Genomic DNA, 17220 nt, shown 5'->3' with positions numbered 1-17220 from the left:
CACTTTCAGACACGCTCCTTTCGCCTATCTCACATGTGCAAACCAAGGGGTTATCGTCCCCACTGCAGTGGGCGGTCGTTTTTGGAAACAGCATTCTTTGGGGTGCTGTTCTTGCGTTGCCAGTATGGGCAACAGCACGACTGGTGAGGCGTAAACGTGCTGCCTTCTAACATGCATTCGAGTGGACCATGAAGCGAGCCGGCCGACAGCCCGGCGCCCGCGTTCACGCTGCAAGATTCGAACGGCCGGAAGATCACCGCCTTGGCGGTCGTACGAACCCCGGACCGCATTGCCGAGTCCCACCGTCACGATGGTGACTGACGTCGGCTCAACGAAGTCCGCGTCAACATAGGCGTAGGATTTTAGCGATGATGAGAAGCTTGGTCTTCACGAGAATTCGAGGTGACCACGGTCGCCATGTGGGAGTGCCGTAGGATAATCCGAGCTGGTCGTTGAGGCCGAGGAGGTCATCGAAGCCGAGCGAGACCTTGCTCTGCTGAGTAGCCGGTGCTTTCCTGACCGAGATTGTTGTTGGCAAGGGTCAAATGCCAGCGCTTGCTTGGCTTGTTCTCGACATTGAGGATGGAGGTGCCCTGCTTGGAGCCCGGAAGCATCGAGGTCTTTGCGTCGTTTGACGACAGACGGTTGGTCTGGTCGAGCCCTGCTCGACATCGCGGATGTTGGCGATCTTTCCCTTCATGCCGGGGTAGGCCGTGGCAAGAGCACCGTTTCGCTCGCTCGCCTTGCCGTTCAGGTAGATGTCGGAAATCGTCCCTTCGACGACCGTCAGTTTCAAGAGGCGGGTGCCCGCGATGTCCTGCGGCGGCACATAGGCGCGCGAGGTGACGAACCCCTTGTCGAGATAGAGGTTGGTCAACGCCTTCAGCAATCCGCTGATATCGGCAACGCCGATGCAGCGGTCCTGATATGGCGCTGTGAGATGATCGATGTCCTAGGAGAAACCTTCATTGCCCCTTCAACCGGGACGCGTGAGAATAATTGTTCATTTTGATACAATCCATTCTAGCAATGCGTCCCTACTGCCGGGACGCCCATCGGTCCCATCAGGCAGCACCCGCTAGGTCAAAGCCGGTAGATGTGAAACGTTGGACGGATGTCCAGGATGGATAAACGCCGCCTTTTCGGGCGAGAAATTACTGCAGCAGAAATATTCCTGTTGTGGTCCCCGCGTGGAACCGACACCTTCCTCATGCCGTTTCTTCAACCTATCGAATTGGAGGCATCGAAATGGAAACTGCGCAACTTCATCGTGGTCGACTAATCGATCACATCCAACTAGTTGTCGCTGACCTCTCCGCGAGCCGCGCCTTTTATCGCCCACTGTTTGAGGTGCTTGAAATACCAATTGGCGGTGAGGCAGACGATTATTTCTGGGCCGACGAACTCTTCATATCATCCCGAGACAGTGATGCCGCCCTTGGAAAGCTTACAGGTCGGCATCACTTGGCCTTCCAGGCAAAGGACCGTGCCACTGTAGATGCATTCCACAGCGCGGGCATTGCCAACGGCGGCATCGACAACGGCAAACCCGGTGAGCGATCCTATCATCCTGGATACTACGCCGCGTTCCTGCTTGACCCGGACGGAAACAACATAGAGGCAGTGTATCACGGACCGGCAAACCGGAGCGCTCCATCAGTCGTAGTTGACTTCTAAGCACCCCCGTCAATTGGCGACCTTGGATGGATAACTCCGGGCCATGCATAGCTGCGCTGCAAAAACGGGGTTGCCCGACTCGGGTTACGTCTATACACGACCGCCTCAAGCAAGCGGCCTGCCACACAATTGGTTTTTGTCGCGGCAGCAACATACGGGCGCTCCCCCATCAGGTTAGCGCCCGTACTGTTTTATGAGTTGTTTCGATCCCCCAACCTTCAACTCTTGCAATTGAGCCTGCCGTCCAAACTTCATCATGTATCCTGTCAAACTGACTTGGGTGGATATTTTGCGCACCGCAAATCAACCGAAGATTTACATTGGCTACTGGTACTGTGAAATAATTCAACTCTGAGAATGGCTATGGCTCCATAGCCCCGACAACGGTTTTCCGGATGTGTTCGCCCACATTTCGGCCGTAGAGTGTTCGAGGCTGTCAGGCATCAAGGATGGTCAGAAGGTCAGTTTCGAACCGACGCAGGATCGACGCTTTGGCCGGAGGGGCTATGAAGGTTTCAGCGTCGATCTCGGCATCGATCTTTCCAGGGGCAAAGACGAAAACGGCAACCCCACCACCAACCACACGCTGGAGGGCTCCTATCAGCTCGACGACACGCGCCAGACGGATCGCGCCACCGCGTCGGTCTAGGCGACATCGTCATTCGCGACCAGCAACAGCAGGCGGCTCTTGAACAGGACGGCAGTTCCACGCGCCCGCTCGATGAGGTCAACCGCGATCCCGACAAGGCCTACGAGATCACCAAGGACAAGCATGTCGATCTCGACAGCTATCTGTCCAGCAACAGCGGCGCGGCATCTGCTTCAACGCCCTGGCCTTCGTGCCTCAGCCACCGACAGCTTCGACAGATTGTAGAGCCCGTTGGGCTGGCGAACGGCTCTCAACGTGATGGCAGCGTCGTGATCTAAGGAGCCCGTTGCGCGACGCCACGCCGTATCCGGTCGGAAACAGCGGTTCTGATACCCTCGCCTTTCAAGCCCTTCATCGCGGGAGGTTCCGGCTCCCGCTTCCCGTGCAAGAGACTTTACCCCCGGCATTTCATGACTAGCGGCGTCGCCTTTGGCCCTCGCTGCGGGGGGTCTCTGAGATCTTTCGCAGAAAGCTGCGAAGCTTCGATAGGAACATCTCGGGCGCTTCAGCATCGTCGCTCTGACGCGCAACCACGTCCCTGCGGTTCATTTCCTGCCCCCTGCGAGCCAATACTTCAAAGCTCTTGACGAGATCCGGCCGTACCGCGATGGCGTCACCCACGCCCTGTTTGTCAAGGCTGTAAGCGGTCACGGGTGTCAGTGCGGTAGCGGTTGCCGCGTAGGGTGTCCCTGTGATCATGCCGATCGCCCCGAGGCTGCTGCCCGGCCCCAATCGGAAGATCACTTCCGGCCATTCGGGAGTGTCATTCGAAATCTCCACGGTGCCCGACGCCAGAATGAACAGCACTTTCGGATCATCGCCCTGCTTCATGAGTTTGTCGCCTGCCGCAAACCACACCTGGACCAGATGCTCCGCCAAGAGAATTCGATCGGACTCGGCGAGCACTCCGAACCAGTCAGACTCCTGGAGGAGTGTTGCTGCGCTTGGAACTTCCAAGCGCGCTTGGATCGGGACACCCGGAACGGCAAGTGCAATGCCCGCGTGGCGAAGATGGGATTGGACGTGTCCCAGCAGTTCGGTACGTGCTGCGACGAGCACTTCGATGCTTGGAATGGAAAAGCTGATGTCATAGGCCACGCCATCGCCCTGAAGGTCCGTGCGGGCGACACTGGGCGGCGGCGTCGCTGACAGCAACATGCAGGTTTTGACTGCCGCGTTCAGAACCGCCATGCAACGATCCGGCAATTCGTTCGCCGCGAGCTTCACCGTGATTGAGACGCGACGGATGTTCGTCGGCATACTGTGGTTCACCAGGCGTGCCTTGGCCATCACGCTGTTGGGAACGATGGCAACGTCCCCGTTCGGCGTCGCAATGTGCGTGGAGCGCCAGTTTACCTGTATGACCTGGCCTTCGATCCCGCCTTCTACCCAAACCAGATCGCCGGGACTGTAGGGCCGCTCTATGCCAACGGCGATCCCCGAGAATACGTCTGACAAGCTACTCTGAAGCGCTAAGCCCAACACAATCGCAATGACGCCGGAGGTTGCAAGAAGGCCGCCGACCGGAACGGCGAAGACGAAGTTGATCACGGCGAACAGCGTCAGAAGATGGATGATCCCAGCCATCAGGTCGGAGACGATACGGGTTTCTCGTGGCTTGGCCTCGAACACCACGAACAGCCGGACAATGCCGATTGCACACTGGGCCGCGATAAGCCACCATCCGACCCCGATAAGTTGCTGCCATATTCGGGCGCCGGGCTGCACGGTATCAAATTCCGGACCAAACGGTGAACCCACCGTTCGCAGCACGAGATATGTGAGCGCGATGAAAGCCGCCAACTGCCACGCGGCTCTCGCCCAAAGCGGCCATCCTCGCGTCATCAACGGCACGATCATCGCCGCAAACAACAGCAAAGTTGCACTGATCTGAGCGGCTTCCTTTGTCATGTTGAAATCCGATTGATAGAAGAAACCGGGCAATTACGCCGTCGCAGGCGCCGGGAGAATGTAGACTTCGGAACCCCGAAGGAACAAGTGCTGGCGGCTTCCTGATTCTCGGGGTTCTTCTTCTTTCTTCCGAACTGGCAACCAAAAGGCAAACGATTCTTCGTAGCCCTGTAGGACATCGAAATTTGTAGTGATGTGCCTTACCGTTTGAAAATTGCGCTGCGATAGACGTCACAACCAGAGAGCGCGATCATAGGCAAGATTGAGAGCTTGCGCAAAGGGGACTGCCTTGGAGGCGATTACACTTTTGGCATCAACGGTGGGGATTTACCTGATTTTGCTTCCGGTCGTGGCGGAGTTGAAGCAGCCAACGACCTATGATGATAGGCCGATGGCATGCGCAGCGTTTTACCAGTACTTGGCAAGGGCAAGTAAGGACGCCGGTGATGACGCCGATTCAGATCGATACATGGCCAAGTTCAAGGTTTTATATGATCAGGGCGTCGCAAATGTTCTCGCTGTCGGGGGGACGAGGGAGCAGGCACGCAAAGCCACCCAAAACTTTGTCGACATCATAGGGGAAATGGCGATTTCAAGGCCCGAGGCGGTGCCTTCGCTGATAGCAATGTGCAAGCGCGAGTATCCTTGAGCGCGCTTCGACAAATGGCCGCAACGGCGCAGGAATCGACTGTCGATGATGCGGTGGCCACTCCTGACCGAACACTCGACCGCTCTCGGGCCCAATGCGGTCATGCCTGCGTAATGGTAACATCAGCTGGGAGAAGCAGGCTCTATTCTGGCACGATGTGTCCTTCCACCCATGCAGTAGGCGAAACGCTTCCCATTCAAAGGCGAAAAAGCAGCCGCCACCAGCGATCGGCCGACCCTGACTTCTGGAAATCTGCGATGCCGAGCTTGAAGCCATCGCGACGATCAGTGCACCTCTCAATGAGAGCGAAACCAGACGTCGCGAAGAGGCGCTGAGGTCGGCATCCGAGCCTGGACCTCATCGAACAAAGTAAAACTCCACCGTCGGCGGCCTGGGGACATCGATACCCTGAGGCCAGTCGTTTAAGGTTTGAGATCGAACAGAGCGCGCCCGCTTCCATCCATGGCGAATGGCACGGATGCATGTTGGTGGGACACCATCCACCGGCCATCGCGCTTCACCAGGCCAAGGGTTTGACGAAACCAAAGATCGACCTCGGTGCCGTCAGTTTTAGTTCCCGTCATGCGCGTCAGACCACTCCAGAAAGCAACGTCTCCACCGACCGTTAGCTTTTCATCGCAAACATCGCCACCGATCGGACCTTCCCAGGTATTGAACCACGCCTGTAGGCCTGCCTCGTCCTTGCCGTGATAGACGAGCGGCGGTGCTAGCGAAAACTCGACAGAATCCTCGGTTTCGTAGGAAAGTGCGCCCTTGGCATCTTTTTCGCCGAGCGCGGAAGCGCGCATCGTTAGCATGGCGATAATCGCCTCTTCTTCGATATGGACTTTGGTTTCGTTGCTCATTGGCCGTTCTCCTGTGCTGGTCAAGCAGAGGACGAACGGGGGAAGGACAATCCGACACCGACACACGAAGCTCGTGGAAATTTCGCGCCTTCACCTTCAAGGTGTCGATGTGGAGATCCGGGATGAAGATGTCCCGCGGCTGAACCGCAGGCTTCGGCTTGTCCCTTGGGTCCGGCCCGCCGCCATGCGCAAGCTCGTCTCCCCTGCCCGTCGGTAGGTTGAACTCCGTGTCGCGGTCGGCAAGCCCTGACAGGTCGCCCGACAGATCGAAGAGCGGCTGTGGCACGAGATGGACCGCGTCGCCCTCTCGCTGGATCTTCCCATTGATCGCCATCATCGACGATCCGAGGACCACGCGGCGGCGCTGCTCGAACAACGACCGCCAGACGACCAGATTGGCCGGACCGTCTCGTCCTCGATGGTGATGAACATGACACCTTTCGCACGGCCCGGCTTCTGTCGAACCAGAACGACACCCGCGGTCATCAGCCAGCGACCGTCGCCGGCGTTCACAGCCTCCGAGCATGTCACGATGTCGGCTGTTTCTCCTGCAGTAACATGAGAATCTGTGGCATCAGGAATGCTTCCAAAGCATCAAATTCGACCGTGTTCACTGGAAAGTCTACGCCGAGGTCAGACCGAACCAGTATGCCGTCGCCGGCCGGCCTGTTCGCTGTCGCGCCGTCGCCCTCCTCTTGTGAGGCGACGGACGGCCCCAGACGAAGCAGGCAAGTACCAGGGAATGCCATCAATACCGCGGAAAATAGGAAGGTTTGAATGTATCGTAGTTTGTAGCCCTTTGGTTCATAAATCGATGGAATTTCAAACTTGAATTCGGTTTACATATTCCCTATAATATAAACCATGAGTGGAGAATATAAAGGAAAGCTAAACCACCTGCAGCGTGAACTCCCGCAAGGGCTGGTCGTGGACGCCGCCTGGCTGAGCGAGCACGGCTACTCTCCGCAGCTTTGCCGGAAATACGTTCTGAACGGATGGCTGGTGCGCGTGACACGCGGCGTGTACCGAAAGCCGGGCGGCGAACTCCTCTGGGAGCACGTCGTCATATCGCTGCAAACCCTGCTGCTGCGGCAACCCTTCCTTGTCGGGGGCCGCACAGCATTGTCTCTTCATGGCTTCTCGCATTATCTCAGGCGCGAAGAGAAAGAGATTCATCTGTATGGTCCCAAGGCGGCGCCCTCATGGCTGAACAAGCTCCCTCTGGAAACCCGGTTCGTTCATCACAACAGCGACGCGCTGTTTCGCAATGAGCCGATAACCTTTGGCACCACTAGTCTCGACTGGAACGTTAAAGACAACAGTCACATCATTGTGGACCCGATCCAAGGTGGCTCCTTTAACGTGATACCCTGGGGACAATGGGAATGGCCGCTGACCCTGTCGACGCCCGAGCGGGCCGTCCTCGAAATGCTGGACGGGCTGCCTAACCATGAGAGTTTTGATCAGGCTGATAAAATCATCGAGGGACTCACGACCCTCAGCCCGCGGCGACTTCAAAAGCTGCTCGTCGACTGCAAAAGCATCAAGGTCAAGCGTCTGTTCTTCTTCTTTGCCGATCGCCACCAGCATCCCTGGCGCAAACATCTGGACAAAGAGGCAATCGATCTCGGGACAGGCAAGCGCATGCTTGTGCAGGGCGGGCGTCTGGACCCGACCTATCTGATCACCGTTCCGGAGGACTTGTATGCCGATCAATGAACGCTACCGGCAGCAGGTCACATTACTCGTACAGACAATGCCAGCTGTCGCCGAGGAGACTTGCTTTGCACTGAAGGGAGGAACAGCGATCAACCTGTTTGTCCGCGATATGCCCCGACTGTCAGTCGATATAGACCTGACGTTCCTACCCGTCGCGCCACGCGATGAGTCTCTTGCGGCGTTGAAGCCGCGCTGCTGCGGATAAAGAAGCGCATTGAAGGAATTAGAAAATCTGTTCGGGTTGCTGAAAGCCGGCAGGCCGACGGCACCCTCACGCGTCTCATCGTCCAGCAGGGACGTACGCAGACCAAGATCGAGGTGACGCCCGTCCTGCGCGGATGTGTCTTTGCGCCGGAGATGCGATCGGTATCGCCTGCGGTCGAAGATCAATTCGGCTTCGCGGAAATCCAGGTCGTATCGTTCGCCGACTTGTACGCGGGAAAAATCATGGCGGCTCTGGATAGGCAGCATCCGCGCGACCTGTTCGACATACGGGATTTGTTAGCGGCCGAAGGGATAAGCGAAGCCCTTCGCCAGGCCTTTATCGTTTATCTGATCAGCCACGGCAGGCCCGTTGCTGAAGTGCTCGCACCGGGTCGCAAAGATATTAGGGCGGAGTTCGAGCAGAACTTTGATGGCATGGCCGTCGAGGACGTCGCGCTTGATACGCTACTGGCGGCGCGCGGGAGCAGCTTGTCGAAACCATTGCCGGCGCCATGCCGGCACCTCATCGCAAGTTTCTGGTCGGATTCAAGAAGGGGACGCCGGATTGGGAAAAGCTTGGACTCCCTGATGCGGCAGGACTTCCGGCGGTTAAATTCAAACAGCTCAATCTCGATAAGCTGCCGGACGATGTGCGCGCAAAGTTTGTCGAGAGGCTTTCGAAGGTTCTTGGAATTGAAGATGGCTGAGGCTGAGGCCGGAGCTTTGTCAGCACAATTCGGTGTTCGGAATTTAGCCGTGGTGTAAGGTTTGGGATGGATCGACTGTCAATGGCGTCCGCGCTGGCGGGCCAAGGTGCACCAGGAATGGATCGGCGACGATCATGGCGATAGCTATGAGACGGCCATGCCTATCAACGTGATGGCAGCGTCTGATCGAAGGAGCCCGCTGCGCAAGAGACTTTGATGACGAAATCGAGTAGACCAGTGATCGTCGCCGATCACATCGGCGAGATCTCACCGATGAACAGGGAGGCCAGAGGATGATCCAAATAGTAGCGGCGGCCGTGACGGCAGTCCTTGTCGCAAGCTGCACTGCCGTTTCGGGATCCTATTCGTCGGAAGGTTACGCACCTATTCCCGGCAGCATCACCTACGGCGGCCAGCCCCGAACGAAGCTCACGAGGTCGCCGGTCGGCTCTTCGTTCCCCCATACGTTCACGGATCAGACGGGGCGCGAGGTCGAGGAGATCTATATCATCCAACCGGATCGAACTCTGCTTATCGTCCAGCGACACTATCGGCCATTTTTGGCCTGGAGCCGAAACTAAGGGGCGGTGCCCCAGAGCTAAGAACCCCATGCCAGGAACGGTCATCTCGATCTGGGTCATCAATGAACTTGTTTGGTCGGCGATGCGAATGTCGGGCTGCCTATCTCGTCCGGATTGGTCTACACGATCCAGAACCTGACGCTCACTACTTGCGACTGGCAAATCCAGATCCAGTCGGCAACCGCAAATTCGCGACAATTGCGTTGAGCGCAGTAAAGTCGGGACACTTCTCAACTCCGAGCTATGGCAGACGGTTGTGTGAGCCTGCGCGTTTTGGGGCAAGCAGATCGAAAATCCATGCCAGCCCCGCGTCCATCATCGCCGCCCTCGGCGCGATGGCGTTGAGTTGGAAGGTTGTCGGTGGGAACGGGCTTTCCAGACTTATCACCCCGAACCGCGCTGCATGCATGGCGACAAATCTCCTCGGCAGTGCCGAAATCAGGTCGGTGTCGGCTACGACGGCGAGCGCGAACATGAAGTTGGGAACGGTCAGCGATATCCGCCGTGAGTAGCCTTGAGTCGCCAGAATCTCGTCCACGAAGCCATGGGGATCGCCGGTGAACGAGACGACCAGATGCTGCATCTCGCAATAGCGCTCCAACGTAGGATCGTCCGCGAACGGATGCCCGACCCGCATCGCAATGACGAAATCCTCGTCGTAGAGGCTGCGGGCATGGAAGCGCGTGGGAATATGGAACGACGGGATGACGGCAATGTCCATCGCCCCTGCCTCCAAATCGCCAAAGGCGGTGCGCCAAGCGCGCTCGGGCGACATTTCTCCCGGAACGGGAAGCAACTGACGCACGCCGATGTCTATGCCGGGCGCGGCCCGATGCAACTCGGCGAGAAGCGGCCGCAGGAAGACCGCCGTGACTCCGTCGGGAGCGCCGATCGTAAACCGGCGCGTGGAGTTCTTGGGATCGAACGGCTCGGCCGTCGAGATCACATCCCTAGCCCGCGCCAAAATATCAGCGATTGGCCCGGCCAGCTCCATCGCGCGCGCCGTCGGCAAAACACCTCTGGGCGTTCTGAGGAAGAGCGGGTCATTGAGAAGGCGGCGCAACCTGCCGAGCCCATGGCTGACTGCTGAAGGCGTGAGAGCCAATCTCTCGGCCGCCCGCCCGACATGACGCTCGTCGAGCACCACCTCGAAAAAAACGAGGAGGTTGAGGTCTGAACGGGAAAGGTCAATTCTGTTCAGCATATCAGTGAAATCATATCACCGGATTCAGCATCATTGAAGTGCGATCTCCACTCCTCAGCAAGCGGGGCAGCCCAAGCGAGCTTCGCAGCGATCAAACAGTGTAGGAGCGCTCCCCATGTCAGTATCGCAACGTTCAACTCTCGCCGCAGCAGGCGCCGGCCTCGCGTTGTCGCATACTGCGAGATCCGCGAAGGTCTCGCATCAGGCTCACGAGGAGGCTGTTGTCGACAAAACGGTTGCCGACCTCGTCCAGCGTTCTAAGGAAGCGCACGCGGCACTCATGCGCGGAGATATAAAAAAGTACCGCGAGCGGATCACCTATACCGACGATTTCACGCTGATGTCTCCGTTCGGGGGAAAACCAACGCGGAGCTTCGAACTCACGACCGAGCGACTCGAGGCGATGGGCCGTTTCTTCAAGAACGGCACCTTCGAGCAGGAACTTGTTCAAGCCTACGGTTCCGCCGACATGGTGGTCCTCGCGATCATCGAACGACAGCATGTCGAGGTCTGCGGGCTGCCCGCCCAGGACTGGCCGCTGCGGGTTACCTTGGTTTATCGCCGCGAAGGAGCCGAATGGCGATTGGCGCATCGGCACGCTGACCCACTGGTCAAGGGGGTGAGCCTGGAAAAGGCGGCCGACCTTGCACGCTGAGCGGCGTTTGCACTACGGCCGCAGAGGCGTGGCCGGCACAGGCTGTGCCCCCGGCAATGGTAATGAAAATACGTGGCATCAGCTGCGTCACGAGCTAGCTTAGCCAAATCCGCTGCCTACCCTTCTCCTTTTAAAAGACGCTGAGCAGGCTGCAGGCTCGGCAACTATCGCTGTTCTGCGCTTGCTGCAGTCGTTTCATTCGGCGAAATATCGAAATAGAGAGTCGACTGTAAGTTTGACTTGCGACATTGTAGTATTGCTGCAGTTCCAGTGGGATGCATGTGATGTCGTACTCGCAAACACTCCCAGTCTACGCATCCGTCGTCGTGACGGGTATTATCGCGCCGCTGTTTGCATTGTCGGCTGCCGAAACGGCAGCGGTCAAATCTGCGCGGACCCAGTCGATATCAATTCTTGTCACAGCGAACCTCGAACAGCGAGAGCTGTCGGCGCCCGGCACCTCAATTGACTGGTGGCTGCGGGAGGACATCGTGCATACGTCCGAGGCGACGGATGGGACGAAGAGCGTCTTCAAGCGAAATTGGCTAGCGGACGATCAGCTCCGCGGCTCTCATTGATCAACTTGGCAGGCCCAATCGAACGCCGAATGATCGATTGATCCAACGCACTCGAGATCAAGTTGCGCGGCTGGTCATGTACGCCCCCGCTACAGCCATCCGCCGGTGAAGCCAGCGCGGCGCAACCCCCTGACAACAGGTTCGCAATTGCGCATCAGATTCCATAGGAAGCCGGTGCGATAATTCTCGATCATCAGCGCCACCGGCCCCTGGTCGATCCCGAAGTGGTAAGGGCTGATCCACCAGCCAGTTGGACTGTTTCCATCCTTGAAAGTCTGATTGAACGATGGCTTGAAGCCGTAAAGCCGCGTCATCCCCAGATTCATGCTCGCGAAATTACGGACGGTTGGAATGACGATCTCGGGCGCAAAAGGCAGGGATGCCACGACAACCCAGGGCGATACGGTGCCGTCATCCGGCCCGAACGGAGCGCCGCGGGCGATGTAGTCGAAGAACTCGCGGCGCACCCCATCGATCTCCGCTGTCTGCCAGCCGGGACCATCGCTCGCGGTAAATCCCCAGCAATGCTCGCCATAGCCCTCGAAATCCATCGGATTTCGGATCGCATATTCCTGCTGGACGAAGGCCGCTTGCCGGCTGTTCTGGAAATAGTCGCTGGTATGCTCGCGCATGAATTCGTCGCGGATGCCGCGAAAATCGATCCACATATGCGACAGCTGATGCGTGAAGAGCGGACCGGAATAGAGCAATTCGCGCCCGAAGATGTTCCGCCATTCGTAGCTTTCAGTGTAAGCCGCATAGCTTTCGGGCGGCAGCGGATGCGACGGCGATCCAAGCCCCAGTATGGAGAGAAGTAGGCCTTCGTCATAACCGCGCCAGCGGTAAGGAATGAAGCCGCTCTCCGGTCGCCAGCCGTGCGTCAGCGTCGCGCCCTGGTCACGCGCCCAATTCCAGTCTGCCCGCTGATACAGCGACATCGCAAGTTGCCTGATCTTCGCTTCTTCAGCCGTCTCCCCGTCAAAATAGGTGGCGACCGTCAGCGCGCCGGCAAACAGAAAGGCCGAGTCGATCGTCGACAGCTCGCAGTCCCACACCCGGCGTCCCGTCTCGATGTCGAGGAAATGATAGAAGAAGCCCTTGTAACCGGAGGCGTCCGGCTCCGGCCCCTGGTGGCATTGCAGCAGAAATTCGAGCCGCCGCCGGGCAATCTTGGCCGCAAACTCGCGAATGATGACGCCGCGCTCGACGACGATTGGAATGGTGGCGAGTGCCATGCCGATGGCCGCGATGCTTGCCGGTGCGCCATTTTGCGTCTTGTCGCGAACCAACCCGTTATCGGGGTTCGTACAATGCAGGTAGTAGAGCACCGACGAGAACTGCAATCGCGCAAAGTCCTGGTCGCTCGGCGCGGCCTCCATGTTTGGCGCAGTCAACACCTCAATCATGTTTCACCATCCGCATAGCCTCGAAATTCGCATTCTTGGCATAGGCCGTCGCAGCCGATACACAGATCGCCGGCCTGACCACGGCAGGAGCGATTTGCGTATCGCGTCGGCGTCATCGCCGTAGGGTCGCCGCCACGCTGCACATTTTGCGGTCTTCGCCTTATGTGTTGTCGCCTTCCGTCGACGTCCTGTGCGTGCTTGCTGGCTGCCCCTGGACGCCCCACTTCCAACCGGTGATTTCAGGCATGTCATCGCCGTGTTTTTCAATGTATTGCCGGTGCTCGATCAGCTTCTCGCGGATCGCTTGCTTGAAATAGGCGGCGCGGGATCCGAGTTGCGGCAACCGATCGATGACGTCTTCGACAAGGTGGAAGCGATCGAGCTGGTTCAGAACGACCATGTCGAAGGGCGTCGTGGTCGTCCCCTCCTCCTTGTATCCGCGCACGTGTAGATTGCCGTGGTTGGTGCGCCGGTAGGTCAGTCGGTGGATCAGCCAGGGATATCCATGGAACGCAAAGATGATCGGCTTGTCCTTGGTGAAGAGCACATCGAAATCACGGTCGGAAAGCCCGTGTGGGTGCTCGCTTGACGGCTGCAGCTTCATGAGATTGACGACGTTGATGACGCGCACCTTCAATTCGGGCAGGTGGTCGCGCAGCATTTGCACCGCCGCCAGCGTCTCCAGCGTCGGAACGTCGCCGCAGCATGCCATCACGACGTCGGGCTCACTACCCTTGTCGTTGCTAGCCCATTCCCAAATACCGAGGCCCTCAGCGCAATGCTTGACCGCCTGATCCATGGTCAGCCACTGCGGCGCCGGTTGCTTGCCAGCCACGACGACGTTCACATAATTGCGGCTGCGCAAGCAATGATCGGTGACCGAAAGCAGCGTATTCGCGTCCGCCGGCAGATAGACGCGGATCACCTCTGCCTTCTTGTTGACGACATGGTCGATGAAACCCGGATCCTGATGGCTGAAGCCGTTGTGATCCTGTCGCCAGACGTGCGAGCTCAGGAAGTAGTTGAGCGACGCGACCGGCCGCCTCCACGGGATGTGGTTGCAGACCTTCAGCCATTTGGCGTGCTGGTTGAACATCGAATCGATGATATGGATGAAGGCTTCGTAGCAGGAGAAGAAACCGTGCCGTCCCGTCAGCAGGTAGCCCTCCAGCCAGCCCTGGCATTGATGCTCGCTCAGAACCTCCATGATGCGCCCGTCGGGCGACAGGTGATCATCCTCGGGATAGATTTCCGCCATGTAACAGCGATTGGTGACCTCGAGCACATCCTGCCAGCGGTTCGAGTTGTTCTCGTCGGGACTGAACAGCCGGAAGTTCTTGCTGTTCAGGTTCAGCTTCATGACGTCGCGCAGAAATTTGCCCATGACCCGCGCAGATTCGGTCGTCGTCGCTCCCGGGCTCGGCACCGAAACGGCGTAGTCGCGGAAATCCGGCATCTTCAGGTCACGGAGCAGCAAGCCACCATTTGCGTGCGGATTGTCACTCATCCGGCGATTCCCAGCCGGGGCCAGCGAGGCGAATTCGGCGCGCAGCTTGCCGTCGTCATCGAAGAGCTCTGCAGGCTTATAGGTCTGCATCCAATGCTGAAGGATTTCGATATGCTTCGGCTTGTCCATGTCGCCCATCGGGACCTGGTGCGACCGCCAGTAATCCTCGCATTTCTTGCCCTCTATTTCGCTCGGGCAGGTCCAGCCCTTTGGCGTGCGGAAAACGATCATCGGCCACGCTGGGCGTTTCAGATTGCCCTTCTCGCGAGCCTCCGTCCAGATCCGCTTGATCTCTGCAACGGCTGTATCCATCGCTGCCGCCAGTTGCTGCTGCACCTTGTCGGGATCGTGCCCCTCCACGAAAAGCGGCGCATAACCCATCCCCTCGAAGAATTTCCGCAATTCGTGCTCTGGGATGCGGGCGAGGAAGCACGGATTGGCGATCTTGTAGCCGTTGAGATGGAGGATCGGCAGCACGCATCCGTCACGGGCGGGATTGAGAAACTTATTGCCATGCCATCCGGTCGCAAGCGGACCGGTTTCCGCCTCCCCGTCGCCGACCACACAGGCAACGATCAGATCGGGATTGTCAAAGGCCGCGCCATAGGCATGGCTCAAGGCATAGCCCAGTTCGCCGCCTTCGTGGATGCTTCCCGGCGTTTCGGGAGCGACGTGGCTCGGAATGCCGCCGGGGAAGCTGAACTGCTTGAACAGACCCTTCATCCCCTCGGCGTCTTGGCCGATATTCGGGTAGACTTCGCTGTAGGTCCCTTCCAGATAGGCGTGTGCGACCAGCGACGGCCCGCCATGGCCAGGCCCGATCACGTAGATCATGTTGAGGTCGTCGCGCTTGATCACGCGGTTCAAATGCACATAAAGCATGTTCAAGCCGGGCGATGTTCCCCAGTGGCCAAGCAGCCTTGGCTTGATGTGCTCCCGCTTGAGAGGTTCCTTCAGGAGCGGATTGTCAAGCAGATAAATCTGTCCGACCGAAAGATAGTTCGACGCGCGCCAGTAGGCGTCCATCAAGCGGAGTTCGTCTGCCCCAAGCGGAGCGGTCTTTGTCTGATAGCTGTCAGTTGAAAGAGCTGCATTGGTCATCGTCAGCCTCCTATCGACTTTCCTGTCGTCTCAGTCTCCGTGCTGCGCGTCGCCACCGTTTGCGCGGCTTACGACGTCTTCCACTGCCATGCGCCATTATCGTCAAGGTCCAGGATGGCGCCATAGGACGATATTTTGGCGGCGCTCCCAATATGGACGCAGGCGATGCCGACACCTTCTGTAAGGCTAGTCATAATCCGGAACACCACATCCCAACCCACCATAACCTCGGTCCCTCAGGGAAATGACACGCGGCTTCGCGATGGATGAGGCCGCCAACATCAACAGGCGCTGCCCTGTTGGCGTCAGAAACATATGCCATTCCACTTCTTGTCGAAATCCCTCTGGTAGAAATGCGCTCGAGTCTCAATTCGGCAAGTAGCATCGAAATCCGCTCGTCCGGGATTTCTGCGTTCACAGACAGTGCGACGATCGGCTGGTCGAAGCGTACTTCGGCGGAAAATAGGGTTGCTGCGGAGGAAGCGTATCCCTGGGCGAAGAATTCGGCCAGAACCTGGATAAGCAACGCCCGCGGCGCCTCTGAATCAAGCAGGAACCCGCGCGGATATCTTCCGAGATGCGCTGATCGGGATGCGAGAGCTCGCCCGTCACATCGAGGCGATCGTATGCTCCATCCGTCAGATAAAGCTTGCCGGGGCGGCGCGTCAGGAAATTTCTCCGGAGCAGTGCGAGCCGTTCCTCGCTAAACCGCGCATACACCGATACGATCGTGGAGCCACACGACAAGATAGAATACCGTCTGGCGGGCGAACTCGCTGACATGCCTGTCGGCGATTGCCGTCATGAAATTTCGACCGACGAAGCTGTTGAGCACGTTGATCGCCAAGAACAGGATGACAAGGCTTGCTGTCAGAAGCTTGGCTGCGCCACCGACCTCCGAAGAGATGCAGGTTCGCACCGAGCGCAGAAAGCGACCAGCTGTACCTTAAAAGGAGTTTGCAGTTCTTCCATGCCTCTCCCCTTTGCGTCGCGTCATCGCCCAAGCTTCACCCTAAAGAGGAAGCCCGCCTCCCTGACGGCCTCTTCGAAGGCTATTCACGCGACGTAGGTTGGAGCCCAACGTCGAACGACATCCTGACAACGTCTTTGCCCGTGCGCGCGAGCGCACAAACGTTCGAAGGGCCTAGAACATAGGTCGCCCATGACATTCCCCGCTGACTTGGCGGGAACCGTCTGCCTCCAGCCGATTTACCCGTCCGCTGAACAACGATGGCCCAGAAATCTCGATGTTGAGGGGCTAAGATTTGAGGTCGTGTGCCTGCCCTGACGCTCGCAGTTCCTTGAGGGTTTTGCCCACGCAACTTCCCCCGTCAGATCCGCCTACGGCCTTTGCTTTGCCGTCGAGCGTAATAGTACCCGCTATCCGGTCTGAAGCCGAGTAAGTCGCGGTGCCGTCCTTCGTCACTCTCGACAAATAGAACGCGTGGTAGGTACCCTTGTTTTCACAGCTGATAACCAGCGGAAAATCGTCAAAGGGATCTTGTGCATATGCGGGCGGGCTCGATAGAAGCGACGCCCCACAAGTGGCAAGCATCGCAACCGGTATTTTCAGAAATGCAGTGATCGTGCGAGGCGACAGATAGACCATTGATCGATCCCAACTGTGAAGAACGCGAAATCGCAAGGTGTCCTAGTCATGCATTCGAGTCTAATCGGCTCTGGTGACTATGTCGCAGCATGCCGTCATGAGGCAAGAAAATTGTGGTCGACGACGACACAATTTTGCCGGGAAAAAGAACATTTGGGGGCGCCTGGCGAAGACCCCAAGTCCGGCCTTCGATGGCC

At 58.1% G+C, this 17220-nt stretch carries 16 protein-coding genes and 4 pseudogenes; 9 read left to right on the top strand and 11 right to left on the bottom strand.

Features of this window, described 5'->3' with window-relative positions:
- Positions 1-430: 430 nt before the first annotated feature.
- A pseudogene (locus tag BSG20_RS24850) lies at positions 431-993 on the bottom strand (POTRA domain-containing protein); the annotation flags it as partial.
- Between the two features lie 130 nt (positions 994-1123).
- Here BSG20_RS24850 and BSG20_RS37040 point away from each other — a divergent pair.
- The 3 genes and pseudogenes from BSG20_RS37040 to BSG20_RS37725 form a co-directional block, all read left to right on the top strand.
- The gene (locus BSG20_RS37040; RefSeq protein WP_210216957.1) at positions 1124-1282 is read left to right on the top strand and encodes a hypothetical protein; all 159 of its coding nucleotides are present in this window, start codon (positions 1124-1126) and stop codon (positions 1280-1282) included.
- Positions 1249-1677: a VOC family protein gene (locus BSG20_RS24845; protein WP_072379616.1), complete on the top strand. Its 429-nt coding sequence runs from the start codon at positions 1249-1251 to the stop codon at positions 1675-1677. Before BSG20_RS37040 ends, BSG20_RS24845 begins: the two co-directional genes overlap by 34 nt.
- Before the next feature lie 371 nt (positions 1678-2048).
- Positions 2049-2188, top strand: a pseudogene (locus tag BSG20_RS37725) (cold-shock protein); the annotation flags it as partial.
- Positions 2189-2322: 134 nt separating this feature from the next.
- Here BSG20_RS37725 and BSG20_RS38460 read toward each other — a convergent pair.
- Positions 2323-2451, bottom strand: a complete 129-nt coding sequence (locus BSG20_RS38460) for a hypothetical protein (RefSeq protein ID WP_280142209.1) — start codon at positions 2449-2451, stop codon at positions 2323-2325.
- Positions 2452-2740: 289 nt separating this feature from the next.
- Positions 2741-4237 carry a mechanosensitive ion channel family protein gene (locus tag BSG20_RS24835; protein WP_143147524.1) on the bottom strand — a complete coding sequence of 499 codons (1497 nt, stop codon included), beginning with the start codon at positions 4235-4237 and terminating at the stop codon, positions 2741-2743.
- 289 nt (positions 4238-4526) lie between these two features.
- Here BSG20_RS24835 and BSG20_RS24830 point away from each other — a divergent pair, with 289 nt between their 5' ends.
- The gene (locus BSG20_RS24830) at positions 4527-4886 is read left to right on the top strand and encodes a hypothetical protein (RefSeq protein ID WP_072379620.1); all 360 of its coding nucleotides are present in this window, start codon (positions 4527-4529) and stop codon (positions 4884-4886) included.
- Positions 4887-5308: 422 nt separating this feature from the next.
- On the opposite strand, the gene BSG20_RS24825 is transcribed toward BSG20_RS24830, so the two are convergent.
- Together BSG20_RS24825 and BSG20_RS24820 are read right to left on the bottom strand one after the other, a co-directional pair.
- Entirely contained in the window at positions 5309-5752 is a 444-nt protein-coding gene (locus BSG20_RS24825) for a YybH family protein (RefSeq protein ID WP_072379622.1), read from the bottom strand.
- Positions 5753-5825: 73 nt separating this feature from the next.
- A pseudogene (locus BSG20_RS24820) lies at positions 5826-6289 on the bottom strand (OB-fold nucleic acid binding domain-containing protein); the annotation flags it as partial.
- A 327-nt stretch (positions 6290-6616) separates the two neighbouring features.
- Here BSG20_RS24820 and BSG20_RS24810 point away from each other — a divergent pair.
- The 3 genes and pseudogenes from BSG20_RS24810 (at position 6617) to BSG20_RS24800 (ending at position 8963) form a co-directional block, all read left to right on the top strand.
- Positions 6617-7471 (top strand): type IV toxin-antitoxin system AbiEi family antitoxin, encoded by an 855-nt coding sequence (locus BSG20_RS24810; RefSeq protein ID WP_072379625.1) that lies wholly within the window; start codon positions 6617-6619, stop codon positions 7469-7471.
- Positions 7458-8382 (top strand): annotated as a pseudogene (locus BSG20_RS24805) (nucleotidyl transferase AbiEii/AbiGii toxin family protein). Before BSG20_RS24810 ends, BSG20_RS24805 begins: the two are co-directional and overlap by 14 nt.
- Before the next feature lie 293 nt (positions 8383-8675).
- Positions 8676-8963, top strand: coding sequence for a hypothetical protein (locus tag BSG20_RS24800; RefSeq protein ID WP_072379627.1), 288 nt, complete (start codon positions 8676-8678; stop codon positions 8961-8963).
- Between the two features lie 241 nt (positions 8964-9204).
- Here the strand turns inward: BSG20_RS24800 and BSG20_RS24795 are convergent, their stop codons facing one another.
- Entirely contained in the window at positions 9205-10167 is a 963-nt protein-coding gene (locus BSG20_RS24795) for a LysR family transcriptional regulator (RefSeq protein WP_072379628.1), read from the bottom strand.
- Between the two features lie 115 nt (positions 10168-10282).
- Between BSG20_RS24795 and BSG20_RS24790 the strand changes: the two genes are divergently transcribed.
- A complete protein-coding gene (locus BSG20_RS24790; RefSeq protein ID WP_072379630.1) occupies positions 10283-10822 on the top strand; it encodes a YybH family protein in 540 nt (179 codons plus the stop codon).
- Between the two features lie 284 nt (positions 10823-11106).
- Complete coding sequence (locus BSG20_RS24785) at positions 11107-11400, top strand: hypothetical protein (protein ID WP_072379662.1); 294 nt, start codon at positions 11107-11109, stop codon at positions 11398-11400.
- Positions 11401-11489: 89 nt separating this feature from the next.
- On the opposite strand, the gene BSG20_RS24780 is transcribed toward BSG20_RS24785, so the two are convergent.
- The 5 genes from BSG20_RS24780 to BSG20_RS24765 all read right to left on the bottom strand — a co-directional run bounded on the left by BSG20_RS24780 (position 11490) and on the right by BSG20_RS24765 (position 17023).
- Positions 11490-12806, bottom strand: a complete 1317-nt coding sequence (locus tag BSG20_RS24780) for a glucoamylase family protein (RefSeq protein WP_072379632.1) — start codon at positions 12804-12806, stop codon at positions 11490-11492.
- A 160-nt stretch (positions 12807-12966) separates the two neighbouring features.
- Complete coding sequence (locus BSG20_RS24775) at positions 12967-15414, bottom strand: phosphoketolase family protein (protein ID WP_072379634.1); 2448 nt, start codon at positions 15412-15414, stop codon at positions 12967-12969.
- A 414-nt stretch (positions 15415-15828) separates the two neighbouring features.
- Complete coding sequence (locus BSG20_RS37720) at positions 15829-16197, bottom strand: hypothetical protein (RefSeq protein ID WP_072379636.1); 369 nt, start codon at positions 16195-16197, stop codon at positions 15829-15831.
- Positions 16118-16333 (bottom strand): hypothetical protein, encoded by a 216-nt coding sequence (locus BSG20_RS37715; protein WP_244541415.1) that lies wholly within the window; start codon positions 16331-16333, stop codon positions 16118-16120. The genes BSG20_RS37720 and BSG20_RS37715 overlap by 80 nt, the downstream gene beginning before the upstream one ends.
- A gap of 339 nt (positions 16334-16672) precedes the next feature.
- The gene (locus BSG20_RS24765) at positions 16673-17023 is read right to left on the bottom strand and encodes a hypothetical protein (RefSeq protein WP_177309884.1); all 351 of its coding nucleotides are present in this window, start codon (positions 17021-17023) and stop codon (positions 16673-16675) included.
- Positions 17024-17220: the final 197 nt, after the last annotated feature.

Source organism: Rhizobium tibeticum (assembly GCF_900110205.1).
GTDB lineage: Bacteria > Pseudomonadota > Alphaproteobacteria > Rhizobiales > Rhizobiaceae > Rhizobium > Rhizobium tibeticum.
Note: the sequence above shows the minus strand (reverse complement) of the source record. Positions and strands in the feature narration are given on the sequence as shown.

Excerpts from the sequence above, each read along its gene's own strand:
- BSG20_RS37040 (WP_210216957.1), top strand. The coding sequence starts at position 1,124 with ATGGATAAACGCCGCCTTTTCGGGCGAGAAATTACTGCAGCAGAAATA.
- BSG20_RS24845 (WP_072379616.1), top strand. The coding sequence starts at position 1,249 with ATGGAAACTGCGCAACTTCATCGTGGTCGACTAATCGATCACATCCAA.
- BSG20_RS38460 (WP_280142209.1), bottom strand. The coding sequence starts at position 2,451 with ATGCTTGTCCTTGGTGATCTCGTAGGCCTTGTCGGGATCGCGGTTGAC.
- BSG20_RS24835 (WP_143147524.1), bottom strand. The coding sequence starts at position 4,237 with ATGACAAAGGAAGCCGCTCAGATCAGTGCAACTTTGCTGTTGTTTGCG.
- BSG20_RS24825 (WP_072379622.1), bottom strand. The coding sequence starts at position 5,752 with ATGAGCAACGAAACCAAAGTCCATATCGAAGAAGAGGCGATTATCGCC.
- BSG20_RS24810 (WP_072379625.1), top strand. The coding sequence starts at position 6,617 with ATGAGTGGAGAATATAAAGGAAAGCTAAACCACCTGCAGCGTGAACTC.
- BSG20_RS24800 (WP_072379627.1), top strand. The coding sequence starts at position 8,676 with ATGATCCAAATAGTAGCGGCGGCCGTGACGGCAGTCCTTGTCGCAAGC.
- BSG20_RS24795 (WP_072379628.1), bottom strand. The coding sequence starts at position 10,167 with ATGCTGAACAGAATTGACCTTTCCCGTTCAGACCTCAACCTCCTCGTT.
- BSG20_RS24790 (WP_072379630.1), top strand. The coding sequence starts at position 10,283 with ATGTCAGTATCGCAACGTTCAACTCTCGCCGCAGCAGGCGCCGGCCTC.
- BSG20_RS24785 (WP_072379662.1), top strand. The coding sequence starts at position 11,107 with ATGTCGTACTCGCAAACACTCCCAGTCTACGCATCCGTCGTCGTGACG.
- BSG20_RS24780 (WP_072379632.1), bottom strand. The coding sequence starts at position 12,806 with ATGATTGAGGTGTTGACTGCGCCAAACATGGAGGCCGCGCCGAGCGAC.
- BSG20_RS24775 (WP_072379634.1), bottom strand. The coding sequence starts at position 15,414 with ATGACCAATGCAGCTCTTTCAACTGACAGCTATCAGACAAAGACCGCT.
- BSG20_RS37720 (WP_072379636.1), bottom strand. The coding sequence starts at position 16,197 with ATGTCAGCGAGTTCGCCCGCCAGACGGTATTCTATCTTGTCGTGTGGC.
- BSG20_RS24765 (WP_177309884.1), bottom strand. The coding sequence starts at position 17,023 with ATGGTCTATCTGTCGCCTCGCACGATCACTGCATTTCTGAAAATACCG.